Source organism: Bauldia litoralis (assembly GCF_900104485.1).
Taxonomy (GTDB): Bacteria; Pseudomonadota; Alphaproteobacteria; order Rhizobiales; family Kaistiaceae; genus Bauldia; species Bauldia litoralis.
Genome location: NZ_FMXQ01000008.1, coordinates 1 through 24,045 on the forward strand (window position 1 = coordinate 1; position 24,045 = coordinate 24,045).

Annotated in this window: 21 protein-coding genes, 1 tRNA gene and 2 pseudogenes; 13 read left to right on the top strand and 11 right to left on the bottom strand. The window is 62.2% G+C overall.

What is annotated here, in order from left to right; translation table 11 throughout:
- The 4 genes and pseudogenes from BLT60_RS17825 to BLT60_RS17845 all read right to left on the bottom strand — a co-directional run.
- Window positions 1–325: pseudogene (locus BLT60_RS17825) on the bottom strand (hypothetical protein); the annotation flags it as partial.
- Window positions 326–381: 56 nt separating this feature from the next.
- On the bottom strand, window positions 382–708 hold the full coding sequence (locus tag BLT60_RS17830; protein ID WP_090878494.1) for a hypothetical protein: 327 nt from the start codon (window positions 706–708) through the stop codon (window positions 382–384).
- A 289-nt stretch (window positions 709–997) separates the two neighbouring features.
- Window positions 998–2,377, bottom strand: coding sequence for a site-specific DNA-methyltransferase (locus BLT60_RS17840; RefSeq protein ID WP_090878498.1), 1,380 nt, complete (start codon window positions 2,375–2,377; stop codon window positions 998–1,000).
- Between the two features lie 468 nt (window positions 2,378–2,845).
- Window positions 2,846–3,229, bottom strand: a complete 384-nt coding sequence (locus BLT60_RS17845; RefSeq protein ID WP_090878500.1) for a hypothetical protein — start codon at window positions 3,227–3,229, stop codon at window positions 2,846–2,848.
- A gap of 1,295 nt (window positions 3,230–4,524) precedes the next feature.
- Between BLT60_RS17845 and BLT60_RS24120 the strand changes: the two genes are divergently transcribed.
- Together BLT60_RS24120 and BLT60_RS17855 are read left to right on the top strand one after the other, a co-directional pair.
- Window positions 4,525–4,857, top strand: a complete 333-nt coding sequence (locus BLT60_RS24120) for a hypothetical protein (RefSeq protein ID WP_139167883.1) — start codon at window positions 4,525–4,527, stop codon at window positions 4,855–4,857.
- Window positions 4,858–5,030: 173 nt separating this feature from the next.
- The gene (locus BLT60_RS17855) at window positions 5,031–5,915 is read left to right on the top strand and encodes a DUF2865 domain-containing protein (protein WP_090878502.1); all 885 of its coding nucleotides are present in this window, start codon (window positions 5,031–5,033) and stop codon (window positions 5,913–5,915) included.
- A gap of 153 nt (window positions 5,916–6,068) precedes the next feature.
- Here the strand turns inward: BLT60_RS17855 and xth are convergent.
- Together xth and BLT60_RS17865 are read right to left on the bottom strand one after the other, a co-directional pair.
- Window positions 6,069–6,882 (bottom strand): annotated as a pseudogene (gene xth, locus BLT60_RS17860) (exodeoxyribonuclease III).
- A gap of 25 nt (window positions 6,883–6,907) precedes the next feature.
- Window positions 6,908–7,366: a thermonuclease family protein gene (locus BLT60_RS17865; protein ID WP_090878504.1), complete on the bottom strand. Its 459-nt coding sequence runs from the start codon at window positions 7,364–7,366 to the stop codon at window positions 6,908–6,910.
- 434 nt (window positions 7,367–7,800) lie between these two features.
- Here BLT60_RS17865 and BLT60_RS17875 point away from each other — a divergent pair, with 434 nt between their 5' ends.
- From BLT60_RS17875 to BLT60_RS17915, 8 genes are all read left to right on the top strand, one after another.
- Window positions 7,801–8,592, top strand: a complete 792-nt coding sequence (locus BLT60_RS17875) for a hypothetical protein (RefSeq protein ID WP_090878508.1) — start codon at window positions 7,801–7,803, stop codon at window positions 8,590–8,592.
- Complete coding sequence (locus BLT60_RS17880; protein ID WP_090878510.1) at window positions 8,585–10,558, top strand: hypothetical protein; 1,974 nt, start codon at window positions 8,585–8,587, stop codon at window positions 10,556–10,558. Before BLT60_RS17875 ends, BLT60_RS17880 begins: the two co-directional genes overlap by 8 nt.
- A gap of 119 nt (window positions 10,559–10,677) precedes the next feature.
- Window positions 10,678–10,926 carry a helix-turn-helix transcriptional regulator gene (locus BLT60_RS17885; RefSeq protein WP_090878925.1) on the top strand — a complete coding sequence of 83 codons (249 nt, stop codon included), beginning with the start codon at window positions 10,678–10,680 and terminating at the stop codon, window positions 10,924–10,926.
- A gap of 11 nt (window positions 10,927–10,937) precedes the next feature.
- Window positions 10,938–13,226 carry a phage/plasmid primase, P4 family gene (locus BLT60_RS17890; RefSeq protein ID WP_175478515.1) on the top strand — a complete coding sequence of 763 codons (2,289 nt, stop codon included), beginning with the start codon at window positions 10,938–10,940 and terminating at the stop codon, window positions 13,224–13,226.
- 223 nt (window positions 13,227–13,449) lie between these two features.
- Complete coding sequence (locus BLT60_RS17900) at window positions 13,450–13,905, top strand: DUF2924 domain-containing protein (protein WP_090878515.1); 456 nt, start codon at window positions 13,450–13,452, stop codon at window positions 13,903–13,905.
- Window positions 13,902–15,233, top strand: coding sequence for a recombinase family protein (locus BLT60_RS17905; protein ID WP_090878517.1), 1,332 nt, complete (start codon window positions 13,902–13,904; stop codon window positions 15,231–15,233). Before BLT60_RS17900 ends, BLT60_RS17905 begins: the two co-directional genes overlap by 4 nt.
- Window positions 15,234–15,247: 14 nt before the next feature.
- Complete coding sequence (locus tag BLT60_RS17910; RefSeq protein ID WP_090878927.1) at window positions 15,248–15,673, top strand: hypothetical protein; 426 nt, start codon at window positions 15,248–15,250, stop codon at window positions 15,671–15,673.
- A gap of 82 nt (window positions 15,674–15,755) precedes the next feature.
- A complete protein-coding gene (locus BLT60_RS17915) occupies window positions 15,756–15,986 on the top strand; it encodes a hypothetical protein (protein WP_090878519.1) in 231 nt (76 codons plus the stop codon).
- Window positions 15,987–16,185: 199 nt separating this feature from the next.
- Here the strand turns inward: BLT60_RS17915 and BLT60_RS24125 are convergent, their stop codons facing one another.
- From BLT60_RS24125 to BLT60_RS17930, 4 genes are all read right to left on the bottom strand, one after another.
- On the bottom strand, window positions 16,186–16,590 hold the full coding sequence (locus tag BLT60_RS24125; RefSeq protein ID WP_139167884.1) for a hypothetical protein: 405 nt from the start codon (window positions 16,588–16,590) through the stop codon (window positions 16,186–16,188).
- Entirely contained in the window at window positions 16,587–19,037 is a 2,451-nt protein-coding gene (locus BLT60_RS17925; protein ID WP_090878523.1) for an ATP-binding protein, read from the bottom strand. Before BLT60_RS17925 ends, BLT60_RS24125 begins: the two co-directional genes overlap by 4 nt.
- Window positions 19,034–19,210: a hypothetical protein gene (locus tag BLT60_RS24425; RefSeq protein ID WP_175478516.1), complete on the bottom strand. Its 177-nt coding sequence runs from the start codon at window positions 19,208–19,210 to the stop codon at window positions 19,034–19,036. The genes BLT60_RS17925 and BLT60_RS24425 overlap by 4 nt, the downstream gene beginning before the upstream one ends.
- A 472-nt stretch (window positions 19,211–19,682) precedes the next feature.
- Window positions 19,683–19,759: transfer RNA gene (locus BLT60_RS17930), tRNA-Met, on the bottom strand.
- 371 nt (window positions 19,760–20,130) lie between these two features.
- Between BLT60_RS17930 and glmM the strand changes: the two genes are divergently transcribed.
- From glmM to BLT60_RS17945, 3 genes are read left to right on the top strand one after another with little or no spacing between them, the layout of a single operon-like run.
- Window positions 20,131–21,477, top strand: a complete 1,347-nt coding sequence (glmM, locus tag BLT60_RS17935) for a phosphoglucosamine mutase (RefSeq protein ID WP_090878525.1) — start codon at window positions 20,131–20,133, stop codon at window positions 21,475–21,477.
- Window positions 21,478–21,497: 20 nt separating this feature from the next.
- Window positions 21,498–22,370 carry a sulfotransferase domain-containing protein gene (locus BLT60_RS17940; RefSeq protein ID WP_090878527.1) on the top strand — a complete coding sequence of 291 codons (873 nt, stop codon included), beginning with the start codon at window positions 21,498–21,500 and terminating at the stop codon, window positions 22,368–22,370.
- A gap of 36 nt (window positions 22,371–22,406) precedes the next feature.
- Window positions 22,407–23,276 carry a sulfotransferase domain-containing protein gene (locus tag BLT60_RS17945; protein ID WP_090878529.1) on the top strand — a complete coding sequence of 290 codons (870 nt, stop codon included), beginning with the start codon at window positions 22,407–22,409 and terminating at the stop codon, window positions 23,274–23,276.
- Between the two features lie 12 nt (window positions 23,277–23,288).
- Here BLT60_RS17945 and BLT60_RS17950 read toward each other — a convergent pair whose 3' ends face one another.
- Window positions 23,289–24,044, bottom strand: coding sequence for a copper homeostasis protein CutC (locus BLT60_RS17950; RefSeq protein ID WP_090878531.1), 756 nt, complete (start codon window positions 24,042–24,044; stop codon window positions 23,289–23,291).
- Window position 24,045 lies beyond the last annotated feature (1 nt).

Consider the following 24,045-nt stretch of genomic DNA (forward strand, 5'->3'; position numbering starts at 1 on the left):
GTGCGTCCGCCCCCCGGGGATCATGGATACGGCGTCCGGTCTCGGCAACCTGTTCCAGCAACTGGCTCAGGGGATCGGCGGACGCGACCCTGACCTCGTTGACCATGGTCTCCTTCCACCGGGCCCGTGTCTTGAGCCAGAAGATCGCCGCGACCACGGACTCTCGACCGTCGCCGGTTGCCTTGCGGAAGAGGTTCTCGGCGACCTTCGAGTTCGCCTTGATGTGGCCGGTATCCAGTTCCTGCCGGTAGTGACGCCTCAGGGTCTTCGGGTCGATGCCGATGACGGTGGCGATATCGGTCTCCGGGACGCCATAGCCTGCCATGGCTTCAACCTGCCGACGGCTGACGAGGTCGGGGTCGTGCGGTCGTCGTCCCATGGTCAACCTAGAAGCTCCAGCGCGTCCTCATGGCGGATAGCGAGTTCGGTGACGCTGGTCTCCTTCCAGCCGGCCCGGCACTTCAGCCAGAAGATGGCCGCGGTCACGCCCTCGCGGCCGTCGCCGGTGGCCTTCCGGTAGAGGTTCTCGGCAACCCGGGCATTGGCCTTGGTGTGCCCGTGGTCGAGTTCCTCGCGGTAGTGCTTGCGCAGGGTCTTGGGATCGATGCCGATCACGCCGGCAATCTCGATCTCGGGCACGCCGAAGCCTGCGAGCGCCTCGACCTGGCGCCGGGAAGCTGTATCGGGGCTGTGGGCGCGGCGTCCCATCACGCATCCTCGCGATTGAAGGTCAGAACGGTCCGTGTGGACGACGTATTTCGGGCTGTGGGCGCTTCCGGGGACTCCGGGTGCCTCGCGGACGGTGCCCGGTCAGGACCGCTCGTGTAGCCGGGCGGTCTTGCGAAGCCACGGGTCGTGGACGGGTTCGGGTCCTTGCCGAGGCGAAAGGGCCACAGGGCGCACCGCGTAGCGGGGCAAAGACGGACCTCGCCGGGCTGGTAGCACGAACAATCCAGGCACTTCGCTCGCACCGCCTGGAGGAGGGTGGCCTTGGTCGTCATGACAGGCCTCCGGCACCATGCGCCTCGCCGACATCGACACCGGAGCCGTCATGGTCTGTTCCAATGTCTGACCTGACACCCGTCTGCGTTACGATCCTTCCCAGATCGTTCCTGCGGCCGCTCGCCTCCTCCGCGCTGCGCTCGCCCGAGACCTCGGCGAACGTCCGCCCATCGGCATCAAGAACCGCCTGTTCGCCGGTGAAGTCCTGCCAGCGCCTGATGGCGACATCGACATAGGCCGGGTCCAGTTCGATGGCGTGGCACGAGCGGCCGGTCATCTCGGCGGCAATGATCGTGGTGCCCGATCCGCAGAAGGGTTCGTAGACCGCCTGTCCGGGCGACGAGTTGTTCTCGATCGGCCGCTTCATGCATTCGACCGGCTTCTCGGTGCCATGGCCGGTGTCGTTCTTGCGGTGCAGGATCGACCACACCGTGCTCTGGCTTCGGTCCCCCGCCCAGTGACCGGTCTTGCCCTTGCGGACGCTGTAGTAGGCGGGTTCATGAGACCAGTGATAATCGCCGCGACCGATCACCAGCCGGGTCTTGTCCCAGATGATCTGGGAGCGGATGGCGAAGCCGGAAGCCTCGAGGCTGTGCGCGACCGTCCCGGCATGCAGGCCGCCATGCCAGACATAGGCGACGTCGCCGGGGAAGAGGGCCCAGGCCTCGCGCCAGTCGGCCCGGTCGTCGTTGAGCACCTTGCCCTTCGCAATGGCCGAACCTTCGGTCAGTCCTGCGCCTTCCCGCCACGCCGGATCGTAGTTCACGCCATACGGCGGATCGGTAACCATCAGGTGGGGCGACACCCCGGCAAGGACGAGGGCAACGTCATCCGGATTGGTCGCATCGCCGCAGACCAGCCGATGCTTGCCCATGACCCAGACGTCACCCCGCTGGGCAACCGGAACCACCGGCGGCTCCGGGATCGCGTCCGGGTCGATCAGCCCTTCGTTGCCGAGGTTCAGGAGACCCGCAAGCTCATCTCCGCCGAAGCCAGTCAGCGACAGATCGAAGCCGACCGCATCGAGGTCCGCCAGTTCCAGCGCCAGCAGGTCCTTGTCCCAGCCTGCGTTCAGGGCGAGCTTGTTGTCGGCGATGACATAGGCCTGCTTCTCTGCATCGCTCATCCCCGCCAGTTCGATCACCGGCACCTCGGTCATCCCGAGCTTGCGCGCCGCCAGCAGCCGGCCATGCCCGGCAATCACCCCGTCCTCGCCATCGACCAGCACCGGGTTCGTCCAGCCGAACGCACGGATCGACGCGGCGATCTCCGCTACCTGCGCATCCGAGTGCGTCCGCGCATTCTTCGCATACGGGACCAGGCGATCGAGGGGACGATACTCGATCTTGAGCCGATCAATTAGACCTTCGTTCATTGCGCCGCCATCCGTGAATGTAGATGAGGCGATTATAGTATCGGTCTCTGTCTTTATCTACGCGACAGGACTACGAAACGCTTCGCAATACTTCGATGAACGGCTGAGCAGGCGGTTGTTTCTCTTCTTATCTGGAGCGAGAGTGACGCATATGACGGATGTGACGGTTTGAGGGCCACTTGGATATTTCTGATAGACGGGTTTTTGAAAAGTAGGCCCAACCGACGGAAATCTGTCACATCTGTCATGGGCCCACCGGTGGCGGCTGACATCACATCGCATCAAGCCGGCGAATTTCTCGCGCCACGGCAGACTGTCAAACGCTCGGCGTGCGCTTCGCCGCCGTCGCGGCTTCGGTTCAGACAACTCGATGACGGCACAGGAGTTAGCCGGTATTCCCGCGCTATCTGCGGATTGAGGGCGGATTACTCTCCGCCCTACGCCTGCTGAAAGCTCCGGCCTGCACTGCTACTGGCGGGTCAGATGAGCGCACTTGGCCGAGGCGTCCTCGCCCATCTCGGAATAGCACAGGTCGAGCACGTCGGAGCCGACGAGCGAGCCGGTGAATACGCCGTCGACGTCGACGACCACGACGATGCGCCCGTCCGGGGTCATGCTGCCGTAGATGTCTTCGGTTTCGTAGGCGCCGGCAGTGCCATAGGACTTCTTCCCCGTGAACGCGGTCTCCCGCTGCTCGCCGACCTCCAGGATGAACTCGTGCCGGTCCCACCCGTCCTGGGCACCGACGCCGACCTCCTCGCCCTTCCAGGTACCGATGAGCGAAACCGGGTCGGCGGCGAGCGCGGGGGCGGCGATGAAAAGGGCGATCGTCGCGAAGGCTGCTGACTTCATGTGATGAACCTCGGATTTGAGCAATATCGTTGCAAAATAATTTTGATCAGACTCAGGCTTACACCTCCGACATCATTGGAAACGGTAGTTCCATCAAGAAGAATAAAGTCGATCAACGTAGATTGCTTGTGGTTGTGAGTCTTACTCGAAATCCCCTAAGCAATTTTGAATTTGCGGTGGAGTTCCCCTCGGGGGATCTCGGATCCGCATCAGCGCGACGATCCGATTGTCTACGCCAACCGATGATCGCGACAATCGGTGAACCGCATGACCTCGGCTGGAAGCTCACCGTCTACTGCCGCTTCGGCAAGCGGGAGGGGATGAAGTCGATTCGGGCATGCACGGCGCGAGCAGAGATGGATCTTGAAACGTTGATGTGGACCCGCGGGCGGGACTTCCCGATCACGCCGCTTGACAGCCGGATGAAGTGCCTCGTTGCGGATCGCGGAAGGTGCTGGTGGCGTTTGAACCGCAGCCATCCCAGACGCGGGCCTGAGCCGGCCCAGGCGGGCCACCCGCTATCCGTTCTATCGGGTTGAGGAAAGCCGTCTCCCCCTACCCGGAGGCGGCTTTCTGCTTTTCACGCTTCCATCTCGATATCGACAAGCTTGCCGCTAAGAGGGTTCCACTCATGGGGCCTGTGGCACGCCGAGCATCTGATTGTCAGGGAGCTTTTTCCATCCCAATCGAGCGCAAGCTGCGAGCCTGGGAAAATGTCCCGCCCGGTGACCGGGCACTTCGCTGTGATTTTTGGCTTTGAGTAAAGGCGCAGGTCCACTCACGCGAGTCGAGTCATTCCGTCTGAGGGGCCGAGTTTCAAACTGAAACACGACCGTCACGCGAGAGGGCTTGAACTCGCGCGCCGAGACAGTCGAACCTTGGTTTTCTTGAGGACTAGAACGGAAGGCATCGTGGAGGTGTCTGCCGATCCCCGAAGAGACCGTCTCCACCCGCCGTTGGAGGCGGCTTCTGCTTTTCTGAGGGACGAATGAGGAAGGCCGCGGCCACGGGGGGCTGTGAGTCAAGGGAAGCCGTAGCCATCCCACCGATTTCCGCAACGTTCTTACGTACTTTATGTCGGACATAATTGACTTTGATCAATGGATCGTGACATAGATCGAATATGATCGAATTTGGACACCGCAAATGTTGCGGTAATAATAGCTGCTGTTACGCGATAAGGCGGGGTCAACATAGAATATTTTTATCAATTGTATTTCGGAATACAGACTTTTTATTTGATTTTGAGAGCAAAAACAGCTTCTAGAACCCGATACATCTGGAGAATAATTTGAATGGGACGTGCAATGAAGCCTGAGTTCCATGTTTCAATATGGAAACTGATAGACAACTTCCAGATTCATGATGCTGAAGCCGGTCGCTTTATTTTATTGTCGCCAGATGGAGAAGTGGAGGTGTGCGCCTCGGTCCAACCTTGGCCCAGCGAAGAAATGGCGCGCAGTTATGCTTTAGCCCGAGGTTGGACGGTAGTGCCGCCCGATACGGATAAAGCATCACCGTTCATATTGGAAAAGTCCCGTGGTGCCGCATCAACGGTGACGGGGTTGGCGCGCGAAGAAACCTCAGGGACGAAGCTCATTCAGCCCGAGCGTCAGCGTATACGATAAGCGTCTGGCTGCAGTTTTGATTTTGCTCGCGACAGATTCCCCACTTTGTTGCCGTCTGCCCAGCGCGCGGACGCGATCCTAGCGAGTTCTGATGAGCGCACGTCGCTTTGCTGCCATGCTCTCCCGGAGAGTACCGTTGCAGAGGCTGTTGAGATGTAGGCATTGTGGGTCAGATGGATCGCAAATTCGTTCTCCCTCTTCTTGTCCCGCTTTTAAGCGCGGCCTTTGTTGCAACTGATTTCGGACCGAGCGTGACAGGACCGTCGTTCTCTGAGGCGCAGCCAAAGAAGCGGCCGGGCTTGTTTCAGCGACTCTTCGGGCGACGCGAGCCCAAGACCGCGACGCCGCCGCGGACTTCATCTCCGCGCGCTTCTTCACCCACCAAGCGCCGCAGCCGCCAAGGCTCGGGCTATCGCACGCTCTGCGTCAGAGCCTGCGACGGCTTTTATTTTCCCATCAGCCATTCAAGCAACCGCGCGCGATTCAAGATCGACGAGACGGTCTGCAAGGCAATGTATGGTGGAGCGGACGCCGAGCTTTTCATACTTGCCAACGGACGCAGCGCTGAGCGGGCCGTATCTCTCTCCGGTCGGCTGCTCACCTCGGAGCCATACGCGTTCGCTTATCGGTCAAACTTCAGCGAAACATGCCAGGAAGAGCTGAAGTCTGGCTTGGCCCATCTTGAGAAAGTCTTTGCCGCGCGCATCGCCGACAAGACCAGGGCAGACGTACAGGCCGCCGCAGGAGTGCAGAAGTATCATACGCTTCCCGTGCCGGTGGCCCGGATCAATGCGAGCGAAGATCCCGAGACTCTGTCCAATCTTGCCGGCCGGTTTGCGGTCGCCTTAGTCAAAGCGATCGGTTCCGAGGGAGTGGCGATAGCCTCGACCCGCATACGCCGTCTCGGTCCCGACTATTATTACCTTGCGCCGGCGACAATCGATTCGCTCTACGATCCGCCCGATCTCGGACCTGAGTTTAGTCTGATTAGCTCGGCTCATGCCGCAGACTGGGCTGACAAGGATGCCGCCCCGCCCGGCTCGACGGTGGTGCAGTAGGCGGCGCATGCCTCGTCGGCTGAAATTGCCGCGTCCATGATTCACCGATGATCGCGACAATCGTTGAAGCGCATGACCTCCTCTGGAAACTCACCGTCTACCGCCACTTAAGGATGCTCCAAGGCCGGCGAAGTTCAGTAGCCAGAATGACGCTCAGAGGCTCCGACTGCCGCCTTGCCGCCGTTGCGGGTGGGGTTCCGACAACTCGATCCAGACAGGCGCGTGATCGCTGGCGTGCTCGCGACCACGGACACTCCGATCGACGCCTGCAGCGACGGCCCGATTGGCGAGTTCGGGGCTCAACAAAAGATGATCAATGCGAAGACCAGCGTCGCGAGCGAAGGCGTTCCGATAGTATTTCCAGAAGGTGTAGACCCGGCGGTCCGGATGCAGCTTGCGGATCGCATCGGTCCAGCCTTGGGCGAGGAGCTTACGAAACGCCTCGCGCACTTCGGGCCGGAAAAGCGCGTCGTCGACCCAGCGCTCCGGAGCATAGACGTCCTGTTCCGTGGGCATGACGTTGAAGTCGCCCGCCAGAACGACCGGCACCCCCGCTTCGAGAAGGTCCTTGGCGTGGTCTCTCAAGCGCTCGAACCAGCAAAGCTTGTAATCGAACTTCGCACCCGGCGCCGGGTTGCCATTCGGCAGGTAAAGGCATCCGACCAGGACACCGTTGACGGCAGCCTCAATGTACCTGCTTTGTCGATCCTCGGGATCGCCCGGTAGGCCACGCCGGGTCTCGACCGGCTCGGGTGCCCCGAGCAAGGATCGCGACGCCGTTCCAGCTCTTCTGTCCCTGCCAGATCGCGCCATAGCCCGCATCGCGGATCGCCTCCTCCGGAAAGGCCTCCTGCGTGGCCTTGAGTTCCTGCAAGCAGACAACGTCCGGATTGGTAACGGTGAGCCACTCAAGCAAGTTGGCGAGACGACCATTGACGCCATTGATGTTGAAGGTCGCTATTCGCACCGGGCCAACCAACCTGACGAGCGGATCAACGGCCTTCGTAGGGCACGGCGTGTCCGGTCCGCATCATTTCCTGATTAACGTCAAGTCCGTCCAGAAAGATCGTCGCCAGCCAGCGGCCGAACGAGTCATCCCGGTCGGCGCCGTCCTTGCCTTTGGCCGTCCGGATTATGACAGTCTTCCCGTCGATGAGGCCCTTCAAGTATTCCGAGGCCGCCAGACCGGCTTCCTTGGACTCTCCTCTGACCTCGGGTGCATCGATGTCCAGCAATCGAATCCGCTGCTTTCTAATCCAGACATAAAATCCCAGATCGATATCGACATCGATTGTGTCCCCGTCGACGACCCGGACAACTTCAGCCCTGTAGAGGTACGCGGGCTCAGTCGGATGGGCCTCTTCAGCAGAGGCCCGCCCGGCGGAAACGAGAAGCAAAAGTGAAATGATGGCGATCGTCCGAAATGAAGGAGCCAAGCTGATTTTCTTCATGTTGTGGGATGCAAACGATCGCGCGAGACTCATCCTAGGCATTATTCCGGCTAGGTTCACCCGGAGGGAAGCCGCAAGCGATGAGATAAACTCCCAGCAATCCTTCGTCGCTGTCGAGTTCTGGAAAGTCGTCGCGCGGATCGCGACCGCGTTCCTTTTGGTACTGTTCGACAGCTGAGACCAGGCGTGGATCCGACACTGGTTTCCAATCGGGCAAGGCATAAACTCCTTCGCCTAAAGATCAGGTGTATGGCCAACCCCACACGCCTAATTCGGCCAATGAACTCACTGCTGAGAACAACCGAGACACGATAGTCTGTCCTTGGTACACTTCAAGTCGATCCGTGTCTCACCATGGTTTGTTCGTGCGGTAGAGGGGTCGGCGACCGCAATCGCCTGTGCCTCTTGATCGATCGGCGAGTGAGGCGGTTCCCATGGGTCATCAACATCTCGGTCAGCTGCCCGCGACGCGTCAATGGCAGTCGGTCATTGGGATGATCGCGGGTGGATCGGATGTCGCCGAGATTGCGGCGGCGACGTCTAGCGTCGCTGCAGCAAGTCTCGAAGCCTACGCCGACGATCCAACTGTCCGCCGGGCATTGTATGTTCTCGCTCAGATCCCGCTGGCGGCAAGGGATGACAATGTCGCCTTTCCAGATGCGTTGAGATTGATCGGGCTGGACTTGGACATACCCGACCTCATCCATATCGCATCGGCTTGCCTCGATGACCTAGACAGGCACGCACTGAGGGGGCGCAGCGATTTCGGTGAAATCGTTTCTCTGAGCGCCGTAGAGAGCCTGCAGGCTGTCACGCGCCGCTCCCTGGACGACCTCTTCGATCCGCAGAGCGAGGCCGAGCGGTTGGAACGAACGCGCGAAGTTCTTTCTGACCTTGCGACCGTGAAACAATTTGGGCTGCTAGCCGAGGATTTCTTCTCTCGGGTTCTCAGGCGTCACCTCGAGTACTACCTCAGCCGAGACCTCCCGAACCACGTTGGGATTTCGAAGCGTTTCTCCAGCCTGAGAGAGCACCAGGCGTTCACCGAAGCGTTCTATCTGCATTGCCGCGAGGCAGCTCGAATCGTCACTCGGTTCGCCGGCGAATGGTTCTCCAAGAACACCTTCGAAGGAGGAATAACCGAAAAGGGCGCCGGCGGCTTCGTACATATCGCCATGGGCAAGCTTCGCGACGAACTGCGGATGCGCAGCGGCACCCATGGCTGAGCAGTTTTCAATCCTCTGTGGCGAGGCGGCTCCGGATCAATGCGGTGAAGGCGTAATCCGCCTCGATGTCGATGGCGCGGAAGGGACAGCCGAACGGGTCAACCTCAAGGTCGATCACATCTCCTGCAAGATGGTGGCGACCGTGCCTGGCCGCCTGGTCGATCTGCTGGAGATCGCGGCATACGTCTATGCGGCGGACCAGTTAGTCACTCGCGGCGGTCCTAAGATGAGAGGGATGGGTCAAGCGTGGCGGAGAACCCTCGACTTCTCGATCCCTGTACGCGATGTGGCGTTCTGGCAATGCCCGGAAGTGCGGGACTGTCTGATCCAGACGCTGAGTTTTCTCTCGGACGATTACTATGAATTCCAATTCATGGGCGCCACCAATCCGCGACGAATCGACGAACGGCTGGATCTTTCGGGAGAGGGCGCGCCGAGGGGGTTTTCACCGGATCATGTGATCCTGTTCTCCGGTGGACTGGATTCGTTGGCGGGCGCTGCTTCGCTCCTGCAGTCGGACGAAAAAGTTGCTCTGATCTCCCATCACGCATCGAGTGCCATCCAGGCCCGCCAGAGAGACCTTGTCGAAGAGCTACGCCGAAGGGCACCGCCGGGGCATGTGTTCCACGTACCGGTGAGGGTCACGCGCGGACTAGACCCCCCGCGCTCGTTCACACAGCGGACCCGATCTTTTCTGTTCGCCTCTCTGGCAATGGTCGTCGCTCGGCTCTTCGACCAGTCGCGTGCGGTCTTCTTCGAGAACGGTGTCGTCAGCGTGAACCTTCCAATTGCCGAGCATGTTGTTGGTAGCCGTGCCACGCGCACGACACATCCAAAGGTACTCGCCGACTACAGCCGGCTCTTTAGCCTCATTGCTGAGACGGAGTTCACGGTCGCAAACCCCTATTTCTGGGATACCAAGGCGGAGGTTCTCCGAAGACTGGCCGACGCGGGCGCGGCTGACTTGATTGGCCGCAGCTTCAGCTGCAGTCACGTCCGCCTGAGCGTGGCGAAGGGGCAGCAATGCGGTATCTGCACTCAGTGTCTCGATCGTCGTTTCGGCGTCCTGACAGCTCGTCTGGAAGAGCATGATCCTCAGGATGGCTATGCTGTCGACCTGCTGACGGGGGCGAGAACCGATCCCCAGGAAGCGGCAGTCGCCGAGTCCTTCGTTCTCTCCGCGACCCGCTATCCCGAAATGTCGGACACAGCTTTCTTCGCCCGCTACGGTGGCCTCTTGCGTGTTCTCAGGCACTTGCCGGGTGATATGAACGAGAACGCAGCGCGCTTGTTCGAGCTTCACCGCCGTCACGGTCTCGGGGTGCGCAACGTTGTCGATGGAGCGCTTGGTAGGCTGTCTTCTCTCTCCAGCGTCTCCTCGCTGCCGCCGACATGCTTGTTGTCGCTGATGCGGTCATCGTTCGGCACGCCCGCATTGAGGGTTGTAGACCCGACCGAAACCGAACCGCCTGTTGCCAAACAGGCGACGGTACGAGATGTGCCGACAATTCCTCGGCCACTCGTCGTATGCCTCGCTCACGAAATCCGAAAGGTAATTATCGCTGACGACGTGGAGTTGGGGGCCAGCGCCTATTCCTTGCTATGCGAGCTGGTAGATCGTCGCCTCGGCGACTTGTCTGCTCGCCGATCCACCGACGAGTTCGAGTTCTTGCCCACCCGCCGCCTTGCTGCGTCTTTGAATATCGATGAAAGCGCTTTGCGCAAGCGAATCGCGCGCGTGCGAAAGGACATCCGAGACGGATTCGAACGGGCCTTTCGGATCCAGCCCACGAACGATGAGGTGATCGAGAGCGTGAAATGGAGCGGCTACCGACTCAATGCTTATACCCAAATTGGATCGGTGCCCCACATCGGCGCCCGCGATCTGGGCGATGTCACAACTCTCGCTAGGGTGTCACGACATCCGAAAAAGGATGACGGAAACCAAAGCTCTCACGGCGGCTGATGTCACGACTCTCGGTGGCCAGACCACATACACTCTGATCGAAATCCCGGACAATTCCTCGCAACGGAACGCGCAAGGAAGCGCTTCGGCGCATCGGCGCAAGCCAAGAGGAAATGTCGATGACTTCAGACGATATTTATTCGATCGAGGGTGTCGCACACCTGACCCAATCGGATGTGTCGCGCCGCTGGCGCCTTAGCCCCAGGACCCTTGAGCGGTGGCGCTACCTCGGGGTCGGCTTGCCCTACCTGAAACTTGGGGGGCGCGTGCTCTACCGTCTCGCTGACGTCGAGGCGTTCGAGGTGGAGCGTGAGCGGCGGGCGAGAACGCCACCCGCGGGCGACTGCCAGTCCAGGACCGGCATCTGAGGAGGATGAGCATGTCGAATCCCGTCCTCAAAGCCGAGGCAATTCGTCCCGATCCGGTAATGATTGCTGCGTTCGCAGACATGGCGCTCGATGGCCTCGACGGCTGGGCTGCGGTCCGGTGTTTCTCGGAGAAAGGCGGTGCAGATCACGTGCCGCGCTGCAAGTTCCACGAAACCGGTGACGACCTGGTCGCGGCGCTGGAGAAAGAGGCAGGTTCCGCGTCTGCATCGCGTCTCGCCTGTTTCATCGTCCCTGGCACAGTGTCTAGTCCGGGGTCGGCAAAGGCAGCCGATGTCGCTGCCATGAGATCAATCGTTGTCGATCTTGATCACGGAGACATTCGGGCCAAGCGGGATCATCTTGCGGAGCATCTGGGCACACCCTCAATGGAGGTTGCCTCTGGCGGCCGGACCGATGAAGGCGTCGAGCGTCTCCATCTGCATTGGCGTCTAAGTGAGCCGGCTACCGGAGATGAGGTCCGGGCTGTGTGCGAACTTCGTCATATGCTCGCACGGAAGATCGGTGGCGATCCGGCGTTTCAATCAGCTCACCAGCCGATCCGCCTGCCTGGTTCGGTCTACCGGAAGGGAAACGTGGAGCGTCTCTGCGAAATTCGCGAGCACCTCAGCGTTGAGTACGACCTCACCTATCTCCGCGAGACCGCCGACAGGATGTCACCGATCGCAGGTATTCCGGCGAAAGAACCATCGACAAGACGGCCGTTGCAGCAATTGATGGCCATGCCGGTGCGTGAAGGCGGCGTCGACGGAATGACACGCTTCGAAGCGGTGAGCCGGGCGATCGGTCATTTCGTCCGGCAGCATCGGCTTGGCGCCGTTGACTGGGACAACGCATGGAAAGAGATTCAGGCCTACAACGAAGCGTGTGTTCGACCACCTTGGCCTTTAGATCGTCTTCGCCGGGAAACTGATCGTCTGATTGCAGTTGACGATCGGAACCATCCTCTGGCCGACGGCGATGCTGCGGCGCCTCCAAGCGGATCGCAAGATGCCTTGGCCGAGTCCTTCTCGTGTCAGTACGGCGGCGAGTGGCGCCATGTCCCCGTTTGGGGAAAGTGGCTGAAGTGGTCCGGCACGCATTGGTGTGCGGACGACAACCATGAAGTTCGACACACCATCCGACTGCTATGTCGGACGCATGCTGCCAAGTGCGATACCGGCCAAAAGAGCATGGCGTCGGCGGCAACCATGTCCTCGGTCGAGCGCCTGGCCCGCTCCGACCCGCGGCATGCGCGTGGCCCGGACGATTGGGATCGTGACCCTTGGCTTCTCAACACGCCGAACGGCTCGGTCGATCTGAGGACCGGGTTGGCGTCGACGCCCAATCCCGCCGACGAGGTTACGAAAATCACCCGAGCCGCTTCGCGTGGTGACTGCCCGGCGTGGCGAATCTTCCTCGACAAGGTGACCGGCGAGAACGTCGAATTGCAGACCTACCTCCAGCGGGTCGCCGGCTACTGCCTCACGGGGCTTACCTCCGAGCATGCATTGTTCTTCCTTTATGGTACTGGCGCCAACGGCAAGTCGGTGTTCACCAGCACTCTGGACGTCATCTTCGGCGACTACGCCGAAGTGGCCCCGATCGAGATGTTGATGTCGAGTTCGGGCGATCGGCATCCGACTGAACTCGCCAAGCTCCGCGGCGCACGATTTGTAACCGCAGTCGAGACCGAGCGCGACCGTGCCTGGGCAGAGAGCAAGTTGAAGGTGCTCACCGGTGGCGACCGCATTACCGCACGATTCATGGGCCGCGATTTCTTCGACTTCACTCCGCAGTTCAAGATCGTCGCTGCCGGGAACCACAAGCCGGTCATCAAGACCGTGGACGAGGCGATGCGCCGTCGACTGCATCTCATCCCTTTCACCGTCACGATACCGCCGGCAGAACGTGACCCGGATCTCTCTGCGAAGCTTCTCCGTGAGGCGGACGGCATTCTCGCCTGGGCCGTCGAAGGTTGTCTCGCATGGCAGCGGGACGGACTGTGCCCGCCGGAGATCGTCCGCCGCGCAACCGACGAGTACTTCGAGACGGAAGACGCGATCGGCCGTTGGCTGGACGAGACTTGTGACCTGGATCTCGCCGCCAGGGAAAGTTCCTCGACGCTATACGGTTCCTGGCGGAACTGGGCTGAAGGAAACGGTGAATCACCAGGCTCGATGAAGAGCTTCGCGTCCGGCCTTGCCGGACGGTTCACTCCATATCGGCGAAGCAGAGAGAGAGGATTTTTAGGCCTACGTCTTCGCCCGAACTCCGACCGTCAGCCGGAGCTTGGTAGATGACCAGCGGCTCCCACACAGCGCATGTCGGTTCAGTGATCGCGCCGGACAGGTTGACCGCCAGCGAACGCCTCCATGAAATTGCTGCAATCCTCGCCGCCGGCGTCATGAGACTGAGGACGCGACAGTCAAGAAGTCTATCCGACCGCGGCGGAGAAAGTTCGGTGGACTTCACGCCCGGGCAGAGCGGTCATGCCAACCGTGTCGAAACGGTGGAGAGAGACCGATGACCGATGGCGTACTCGCCCGCCTCGCGGAGATCCCGAAGATGGACATCGCCGACCTCAAGACCATGTGGCGCCAACTGTTCCAGGCGGAGCCACCAGCGTTCAATCGCAAATACCTCGAAAGCCGCCTGAGCTATCGCGTCCAGGAACTGGCCTACGGAGGCCTGAAGCCGGAGACGGTGCGCCGGCTGGCAATCCTCGGCGATGGGCTGGGGCAGGGAGGAGGTCGAGGCAAGCGGCGCGGCACCACCAGCAGGACCGATCGCCCGGTCGCCGGGACACGTCTCCTGCGCGAATGGCAGGGCACCGAGCACTGCGTCACGGTTCTCGTCGATGGGTTCGAGTACGATGGCCGCCCGTACAAATCGCTCTCCGCCGTGGCGCGCGCCATCACCGGCACCCGGTGGAACGGCTGGGTGTTCTTCGGCCTGCGCGGGCAGGGAGGCGACGGGTGAGCAGAACGGTAACATCCGCCAACCCCGTCGTGCCGAAGCGGCGGTGCGCCGTCTACACGCGCAAGTCGACCGAAGAGGGGCTGGACCAGGAGTTCAACTCCCTCGATGCGCAGCGTGACGCTTGCGAGGCATACATCGCCAGCCAGAAGGCGGAAAGTTGGCTGCTCGTGCCGGACCGCTACGATGATGGCGGCGTCTCCGGCGGTACCCTTGACCGGCCAGCCCTGAAGCGACTCCTCCGCGATGTCGAGGCCGGGCTGATCGATATCGTCTGCACCTACAAGATCGACCGGCTGTCGCGCTCGCTGATGGACTTCTCCCGACTGGTCGAGGCGTTCGAGGAAAACGGTGTGACCTTCGTCTCGGTCACCCAGTCGTTCAATACCACCACCTCGATGGGGCGGCTGACTTTGAACATCCTCCTTTCCTTCGCGCAGTTCGAGCGGGAGGTGATTGGCGAGCGGATCAGGGACAAGTTCGCCGCCTCCCGTCGCAAGGGCATGTGGATGGGCGGCCGAGTCCCACTCGGCTACCGGGTCGAGAACCGGAAGCTCCTCGTCCAGGAGGACGAAGCAGCGACGGTCCGAATGGTCTTCGAGCGGTTCCTCAGCGTGGGGTCGGCGACGCTCCTCGCACGGGCTCTCGACAGCGAAGGCGTCACGACACGAAGCGGCAAGCCGATCGACAAGAGAGTCATCTACAAGCTCCTCAACAACCGGGTCTATGTCGGCGATGCGGTTCACAAAGGGACGGCTCATCCCGGTGAGCACGAAGCGATCATCGATCGGGATATCTGGGACAGGGTCCACACCGTTCTCGACAAAGCGCCGCGTCGTCGTGCGGGCCATACCCGTCGCCAGACGCCAGCCTTGCTCAAGGGATTGATCTTCGCCCCGAACGGCAAGGCAATGACCCCGGTCCACACTCGGAAGCGAGGCAAGCTCTATCGCTACTACACCACCACCAGCGTCAACCGGCTGGGTCCGGAGACGTGTTCGGTGCGCCGGGTGGCGGCCGCACAGATCGAGTCGCTGGTCATTGACCAGCTGCGAGCCATTCTTAGGTCGCCAGAGGTGATCGTGAAAACGTTCGTGGCCGCTCGGGCGGAGGATGCCACCATCACCGAAGCAGAGGTGCGGGATGCACTGTTCTGCCTCGATCCGCTCTGGGAGGAACTCTTCCCGGCCGAGCAGGCCCGCATCGTCCAGCTTCTCGTCGAACGCGTCGACCTCACTCCCGATCGCGCTTCCATCCGCATCCGAGCCGAGGGCATCGAGGCTCTCGTCCGGGAGATCGGGGGGCAGGCCTCGCTACGGCGGGCGGCCTGATGTCGGAGACCGTCATGCCAGAGATCGAGATCAGCCGGGACGGGACGGCGATCACCCTCCACGTCCCGATCACCCTGCGCCGCATCGGCGGACGCAAGATGGTTGTCTCGCCGGATGGCGAGCAGCCATGGGCACCGCCCAGGCCGCAAGTCGATGGCCCGCTGGTCAATGCTCTGGCCCGTGCCTTCCGGTGGAAGGATATGCTCGATGCCGGTCGCTACGCCACCGTCGAGGAACTCGCGGAAGCGGAAAGAATGAACGCCTCGTTCCTCGCTCGCGTCCTCCGTCTCACACTCCTGGCTCCCGATATTGTTGAGGCCATTCTCGATGGCCGTCAGCCGCCGACGCTCCAACTCCAACCGCTCATCCGAAAAGGGTTCCCGCTTGCATGGGGGGCACAGCGCCAGGCGCTGCTGCAGCAGACAAGGGTCGCAGAATAGCGGTAGAGTTGTGCTCATAGTCCGTGAGCGTGAAGGGGTACGGCCCCATTCCGGGTGAATCGCAATCAGGATCGCCAGCCTGATGATCCGCATTTGCGTAGGGATCACGGACGGCGCATGGTTCACGCAGCTGTCTGCGTCGGCAGGGATGGACGAGGTCAACTACTGGCAACTCAGCGGGAGGGTTCAGTTCCGCGCTCTGCAGCCCGCCGAGCTGTTTCTCTTCAAGCTTCATGTGCCGGACAACTTCATCGCCGGTGGGGGTCTTCAGTCACGCGGTTCCGTTGTCGATCGCCTGGGAGGCTTTCGATGAAAAGAACGGAGTGAAGTCGCTTTCCGAGATACGCCAACGCATCGCTCACTATCGCCACGATCCGGCGCTTCTCGATGAACGGTCAGATCCGGTCATTGGCTGCAGGATTCTGACGCAGCCTTTCTTCTGACCGCGAGAGAAGTGGATTCCTGTCCCTGCAAGCTGGGCGCCGAATATCGTGGCAGGGAAGGGCTACGGTTCAGATGAACCGGATGGGCGGGCGTTGTGGGATGCTGTTACCGAGCGACTGGCAGCCGACAGCATGTTTGAGCAAATCGCCCAACCTGATCGAGATCGACTTGCCGAGTGCTAAGAGCGATTTCGCGCGATTTGACCGGAATCTCGACCATCCGCTTTTGACCCAAAGCGGACCTTCGGTCGTGTCGGTGAGGGCGCCGAAGCCGGTGACCGTGCCGGCCACCGCGTTGCTGCGGCCAAACTGTGACCCACTGGGGCCGAAAGGCTGACGTCGACGCTGCTGTCGAGTTGGCGCGTCCATGGCGCTGTGGCCTTGGCGTCGGTCGCGTCGGAGGTCGATGCTGCAAACCTGGCTGGGAAAGGGATTCGTGGATGCATCACGCATGGACCGCCCGTAGCCGCTCATTTTGGCTTGCTCTTCAGATTGAAGTTAATCGAAGCGCATCGGCAGCGCAGCGCCTCGGGCGAGTTCCGTGGCGTGACGTACAGCCATGACCCGCAGTCTGGGCAGCGTAAGGTGCCCAGTAGATCCTTGAAGGCGGCAACGACCGGGATGAAATCGTTCCTCCCGAATTTCGCCCACGGGTTGAAGTGCACGGCCGGGTTCACCGTCCACTGCTCCACGTTGCTGGCCTGGCTCGCTTGGGCGAGGGCCGCTTTGCGCTCGGCAACCGCCGCCTTCGAGGCTTCGTTGCCCCAAGATTGGGCGGCATCAGCCGCCTTGCCGTAGAGTTCTTTGCTGCGCGCAAGTACCGCCGGAATCAGCTCGCCCAGCTCGTATTTCCCGTCGGCATGGAACACCGTTTTCGCGCCAAGATCATCGGCCAACACCCACGCGACATATTCGAGGTGGCGCCGCAGGGCGGCAGCCGCGACGTCGGCCTTTCCCCTGGCGAGCGCCGCGTCGATGTCTTCCCACACGTCCGTGTTGCTCTCGACCAACGGTCCGGTATCGACGCTCCAGCCATAGAGGGCTAGCGATGTCTTCGCGCTGACGAGCCGGTCGGAGCGCATTTGCTGTGCCCACAGCCGGTCGTGCGTGGTGATGATAAATTGGGTGTCCGGGAATTGGGTCTTGAGGAGCTTGCAGAACTGGCGACGGTGATCCGAGTCGACGGACATCACCACATCGTCCAGCAGCGCGATAGTGAAATCGTTGCCGAACAGCCGCTTCATCAGGGCGAGGTAGAGGCACACGCCCATGCCGTCCTGATGCCCCTCGCTGTGATAGGCGGCGGGCGGGTAGAGGCCACGGTCATAGAAATTGACCTTCAGGTCGACGCGGCTCTCGCTCGGTTTCAATTCGGCGGTGAAAGTCGCCTCATCGTCTTCGTTGACCATCCGGTAGAAGGCGCTGAAGTCGGCCTGAATGTCTGCGTACAGCGCGTTGAGTTCGTCCTCCATCGCGCTGCAGTATTCTTCGTAGGCGATCTTGGCGGTGGCACTCGCCAACTTGGCCGCGGCCTCCGCCCGCATGCTGGTGCGGTAATCTTCCAGACGCAACTGGGCCGTAGTCAGGAAGGTTTGCGCCTCGACGGCCGCACTTTGATCGGGCTTCGCCTCGATCGTGCGGCGGAGTCCAGCGAGGTTGTTCGCCACGTTCTCTGGAGCGGTGTACCACTCCTCTCCCAACCGGGCTTTTAGGCCTATTACGCCGTCGAAAGTGCCCAGTTGCGTTTTAAGCGTGCCGAGGTCCTTGCCCCAGCCATTGATGGCGTCGAGCGAAGCGTTGTCGTTCTCGCCCTTTGCAAGGCGATGGGTCTGGCGCAGCAGCGCCAAAAGCCCATCGACGTGACTGCCAATCGCCGCGCCATGGCGGAGTAGCGCTTGCTGCAGCGCGCCGGCATCATCGGATTTCGCCAGCTTGGCGCGCAGGTGCCCAAGGAGATGCTCCTCGGTAGGCCACGGATGGTCGCATAGCGGGCATTCGGGACCATCGACCAGCGCGAGACCTTTATCGAGCAGCACGCGCCGCTGCAGCGTCGCCAGCAGAGCGGGGTCGCGTTCCAGGCGCTCGATCCCGGAAAGAATCGCCGCGCTATCGCCAGCCACCAGAGCCGACACGCTCACGCTGGCCTCGTCGAGCGCTGCAAGATCGCGCAGCGCCGAGGTCTTGTTGAAGGCTGACCCCTTGTCCGGATCCGCGATGCCAGCATCCAGGCGGGTGTCGGCGGTAAGCTCGGCGACCGGCGCCAGTTCGAGGACGGCGCGGCGCTTGTTTACCGACTGCAGCAGTTCGGCGACAGCGTTGTTGTCAATCCCGAGGTGGCGCTGCAGCGTCGAGCGGCTGAAGATGACCTGGTTGCTCGCCGCCTTGAGCGCATTGCCAAGCTTGTTCTGGGCGCTGTTGAGCGCCGAACGGGTCTGCCCGATCTCTTCCAGCTTAAGGATCGTCTGGATTTCCTCGGAGCGCTTGCTGGGCTCGACCAGAATGAAGCGCAGAATATCGCGCCGGGCCAACGTGATCTCGGGGTGCTCCGCCAATTCCCCCAGAAGCGCCTGCACGTCCGGCTCATCAGGAACAATCGTCGGTTTGCTCGACGCCGAGACTTTGCGGGTGATCGTCGCGAGCTTGTTCAGCGAAGGAATGAAGACCTTGAGTTCAACGAAGGCCGCATCCGGAAAGTTCACCATGTCCACATGGGGCCCGTGCTCGGAAACGCTCAGCCCCTTGGTACCGCGCCCAGCCAGGCGCCCGATCTCGCCGGTGAGCCCAAACTCGATCGCGTCGATGATGCCGCTCTTGCCCGAACCATTCGGCCCCGAGATCGCAAACGTTGCCTGGCCGAAATCCACGTCGAGCTTGCGGATGCCGCGCACTTCCTCGATGTGGGCGTGCTCGAGTTTGATCATTTAACCTCGCCGCCGGGCGGGGCGCTGAACACGCGGATGAACTCATCGGCCTTGGGCCTCTTGCGGCGACTCAGCAGTGCCCTCAGCTCCACGACCTTGTCGGCGTCGATCTCCTTGCGCTGGGCGAGTGCGGCCAGGAACTTGTCGGCGATTTGCTGTTGAAGACTGGCCATGGTGAAACTCGTGCGGAAAGGGCGGTCCCAAGTCTAGCCCGCCGGATTTTCGGGGACCAATCCCAGCCGTCTGACCTCCCGCCATAGTCTATTTGGTTCGGAAGCGGTCCCCCTGGAAGCAAGGCATGGGTCTAGAGGATCAACTCGCTACGATCTGAGAGGCGTCCGCTTCTGGCGCAAAGCGGACGATCCGGAGATCGGCAGACTTCGCGTGGTTTTTGTCCTTTTCGCCCCAGCGAAAGTAGCTGCAACTCAGACTATCAGATCGGCGAAGAACGAAAGCGATTTCAACGTGACAAGCCTCCGTGTCGTTTGGTCAAACACCAGTGCTTTGGAGATATCGAGGCGGAGAGAGCGAAAGGGGAGAGGAGTCGCCTCCGAACTGATCGGAGCATCGGTACGGAAAAGCCTGGGATTCCTGCGCTTCTGGGGCGCCGGTAGAGGCTTGGAGAGGCGGGCACCGTTACGGTATTGGTAGCGGAGGAGGGACTCGAACCCCCGACACGCGGATTATGATTCCGCTGCTCTAACCAGCTGAGCTACTCCGCCCCGGCGTCTGGCGTCCGGACGCCGCGCATATAAGGAGTGTGGTCGAATCCTGTCAAGCAACGGGGCCGCCCAAATCCCGGGATTGGCGGCCGGCGCGGCTTGCCCTGGCCGCGCGGTCGCGGCGGCGGGGTGGCGAGCAATCGGCCGGGAGGGCAGCGATTCCCCGGTTTTTCGCTCGATGCGCCGCGGTCGCAGAAAGCCGGCGCGACAACCTTGTCCAGCGGCGAGGCCGAAAACCATAAAAATATCAGCGTCTTGACCGTCTGGTCGCGGCATGTTTCGTCGGTTCGTCATTTTTCAACGCCATTCGGCGATGATCGCGCTAAGACAGTCCCGCCACAGCGCCCCGAAAAGGGCCGATGAGGAGAGACATGGCGAAGTATTTCGGCACCGACGGAATCCGCGGCCGGTCAAACCGGCCGCCGATCACGCCGGATATCGCGATGAAGGTTGGCATGGCCGCCGGCCTGGTGTTCCGGAATGGCGATCACCGGCACCGGGTGGTGATCGGCAAGGACACGCGCCTGTCGAGCTACATGATCGAGAACGCGCTCAGCGCCGGCTTCCTGTCGATGGGCATGGACGTGCTGTTGACCGGGCCGATTCCGACGCCGGGCATCGCCATGCTGACCCGCTCGATGCGCTGCGATCTCGGCGTGATGATCTCTGCCTCGCACAATCCCTACGACGACAACGGCATCAAGCTCTTCGGTCCCGACGGCGCCAAGCTGTCGGACGCGACCGAGGCCGAGATCGAGGCGCTGATCGACGCCGATCTCGGCAGCCGGCTTGCCAGCCCCGACGCCCTCGGTCGCGCCCGCCGCATCGACGGGGTGAGCGACCGCTACATCGAGTACGCCAAGCGCACGCTGCCGCGAAACCTCTCGCTCGAGGGATTGCGGGTGGTGATCGATTGCGCCAACGGCGCCGGTTACAGCGTCGCGCCCGAGGCCCTGTGGGAACTCGGCGCCGAGGTGATTTCGCTTGGCGTCGAGCCGAACGGCTTCAACATCAACCGCGAGGTCGGATCGACCGCGCCGGAAGCGCTGGTCGCCAAGGTGCGCGAAGTGCGGGCCGATATCGGAATCGCCCTCGACGGCGATGCCGACCGCGCCGTGATTGTCGACGAGCATGGCCAGATCATCGACGGCGACCAGATGATGGCGGCGATCGCCACCTCCTGGGCGGCGCAGGGGCTGTTGTCGAAGCCCGGCATCGTCGCCACCGTGATGTCGAATCTCGGGCTCGAACGCTATCTCGCCGGCAAGGGCCTCGGCCTGGTGCGCACGCCGGTCGGCGACCGCCACGTCGCGGAGGCGATGCGTCTGGAGGGCTACAATCTCGGCGGCGAACAGTCCGGCCACATCATCCTGTCAGACTACACCACCACCGGCGACGGCCTCGTCGCGGCGCTGCAGCTTCTCGCCGTTGTCCGCGATCTCGGGCGTCCGGTCAGCGAGGTCTGCCACCTCTTCGAGCCGCTGCCCCAGGTCCTCAAGAGTGTCAGGACCAGCGGCGACCGGCGACCGCTGGAAGACAGCGCCATCCGCAAGATGATCGAGGACTTCAACGGCAAGCTCGGCGACAACGGACGGATTCTCGTCCGTGCGTCCGGCACGGAGCCGGTCATCAGGGTGATGGCCGAGGGCGACGATCCGGGCATGATCGCCGCGATCGTCGACGATCTGGTCGCTGCCCTCAGCGCCAGGGCCGCCTGAGCCGCCGGGATGCACATCACATGATTTCGGTCGATCCCAATGCGCCGCGCGGCATCGTGTGGATCGCGTCCTATCCCAAGTCAGGCAACACCTGGGTGCGGGTGTTCGTCCACCACCTTCTGCGCATGGCGGCCGGCAAGCCGCTCGAGCCGCATGACATCGACGAGCTGCATCGCACCAGCCGCAGCCCGGCGATCCGCATCGACCTCTTCGAGCGCTTCCTCGGCAAGCCGGTGACCGCCGCGAATGCCCGTGAGATCACCGAGGCTCGCCTCCAGGTCCATCAGGCGATCGCCGACGAGGCGGATGGCATCGTCTTCGCCAAGACCCATTCCTTCAATGGCGAGATTTTCGGCTATCCGATGATCAATCGTGCCCATTCGGCCGGCGCCCTCTATATCGTCCGCAATCCGCTCGACGTGGCGGTGTCGCTCGCCAATCACCTTAATGTGCCGATCGACAGCGCCATCGACTCGCTCGCCATGAGCCTGAATTCTCCGGTCGAGACCGAGGAATCGGCGTCGGAAGTCTGGGGATCGTGGACCGAGAATGTCAGGAGTTGGACGTCGAACCCGCCGCCGGTCATCCAGGTGACGCGCTATGAGGACCTGCTTGCCGATCCGCGCGCCCGCTTCGGCGATATGGTCGAGCACCTGCGGCTCGACGTCACGCCGGAACAGATCGACGAGGCGGTGGCGCTGGCTTCCTTCGATCGCATGCGCGCGGCCGAGGAAAAGTCCGGGTTCTATGAGCGCCCCGAACATACCGAACGCTTCTTTCGCGAAGGCCGCGCCGGCCAGTGGCGGGAAGTCCTCAGTCCCGAGCAGATCCAGCGCATCGTCGACGATCACGGTGAACAGATGGCCCGTTTCGGCTATCTGCCGAGCCACTGACCGACGGGCCGCGAGAAAGACCAACACGGACATCCGATGATCACCCTCAACAAGCACCGGCCTCGCGGCATCATCTGGCTCGCCTCCTATCCGCGTTCGGGCAACACCTGGTCCCGGGCCTTCATCCACGCGCTGGTCAATGTCGTGCGCGATCCGGATTACAGCGAGCTCGACATCAACCGGATCGAGCAATATTCGGCCTCGGAGAGCGCCGCCGATCTCTACCGGCCATTTCTCGGCAAGCCGGCCTTCCGCTCGACCCGCGCCGAGATCGCGGCCGCCCGGCCCAAGGTCCAGGCCGAGATCGTTACGCGCCTGCAGCGTCCGGTCTTCATCAAGACCCATAATGCCAACGCCACCGACAACGGCGCGCCAACGATCAACATGTCGGTCTCGGCCGGCGCGGTCTACATCCTGCGCAATCCGCTCGACGTGGCGATTTCCTTCGCCCATTTCCGCGGCGTGTCGATCGACCAAGTGATCGACGACATGGCGACATCGGGCTTTGGCGTCGCCACCAACCGCGAGAATGTCCATATCGTCACCGGCTCATGGACGGAGCATGTCCGCAGTTGGACGGACCGGCCGCACCCGGTGATCCTGACGGTGCGCTACGAGGATCTCGTCGAGAAGCCGACCGAGAGCTTCGGCGCGATCGCCCGCCACCTGCTGATGACGCCGGAGCCGGCGCAGCTCGAGAAAGCCATCGCGATGGCGAATTTCGACACGCTCCGCGAGAAGGAGGCGGCGGCCGGCTTCGTCGAGAAGCCGGAAACCTCGGCCGAGCCCTTCTTCCGCGTCGGCAAGCCCGGCCAGTGGCGCGAGGTGCTGACGCCGATCCAGGTCGACCGGGTGGTTTCGGCCCATCGTGCGATGATGAGCAAGTTCAAGTACCTGCCGGACTAGACCGGTCGGGCGTCAGCGCCCGCCCTTGCCGGCGGCGCCGATGATCGTCGCGACCGATTGCAGCTGCGTGTCGAGCCGGTCGTATTCCGGCGGCCGCAATTCGCCACCCATATACATGTCCGGGCTGCGGTAGCGCATGCCGCTCGGCACCGGCTTCAGCGCGGCGAAATGGAATTCGCGCGCGCCGGTGATCGACACCACCCGGGCGGCATTCCGCTCGGTGATGCCGCCGCCAGGCATGACGATGATGCGGTCGCCGGCCGCCTTGACCAGTTCGGCGATCGTCTCGGCGCCCTCGAAGGCGGTCGGCGCCAGGCCGGAGGTCAGTACCCGGTCGACGCCGAGGTCGATCAGCGTCTTCAGCGCCTCCATGGCGTCCGGCACCATGTCGAAGGCGCGGTGGAAGGTCACCGAGGCCGGGCGCGCCCGCTCGATCAGCCGCCTGGTCACCTTGGCGTCGATCTTGCCGTCGGGATCCAGCGCCCCGAAGACGAAGCCGTCGACGCCGGCCGACTTGGCCGTGGCGATGTCGGTTTCCATCGCCACCAGTTCCTCGACCCCGTAGAGGAAGTCGCCGCCGCGCGGGCGGATCATCATGTGGACGCCGATATTCTGGATCTCGCGGGCGACCAGCACCGTGCCGAGGCTCGGCGTCGTGCCGCCCTCGATCAGCCCGGCGCACAGCTCGACCCGCGCCGCGCCACCGTCGCGGGCGGCGACGATGCCGCGGATCGAATCGACACATACTTCAAAGCGAAGGTCGCTCACG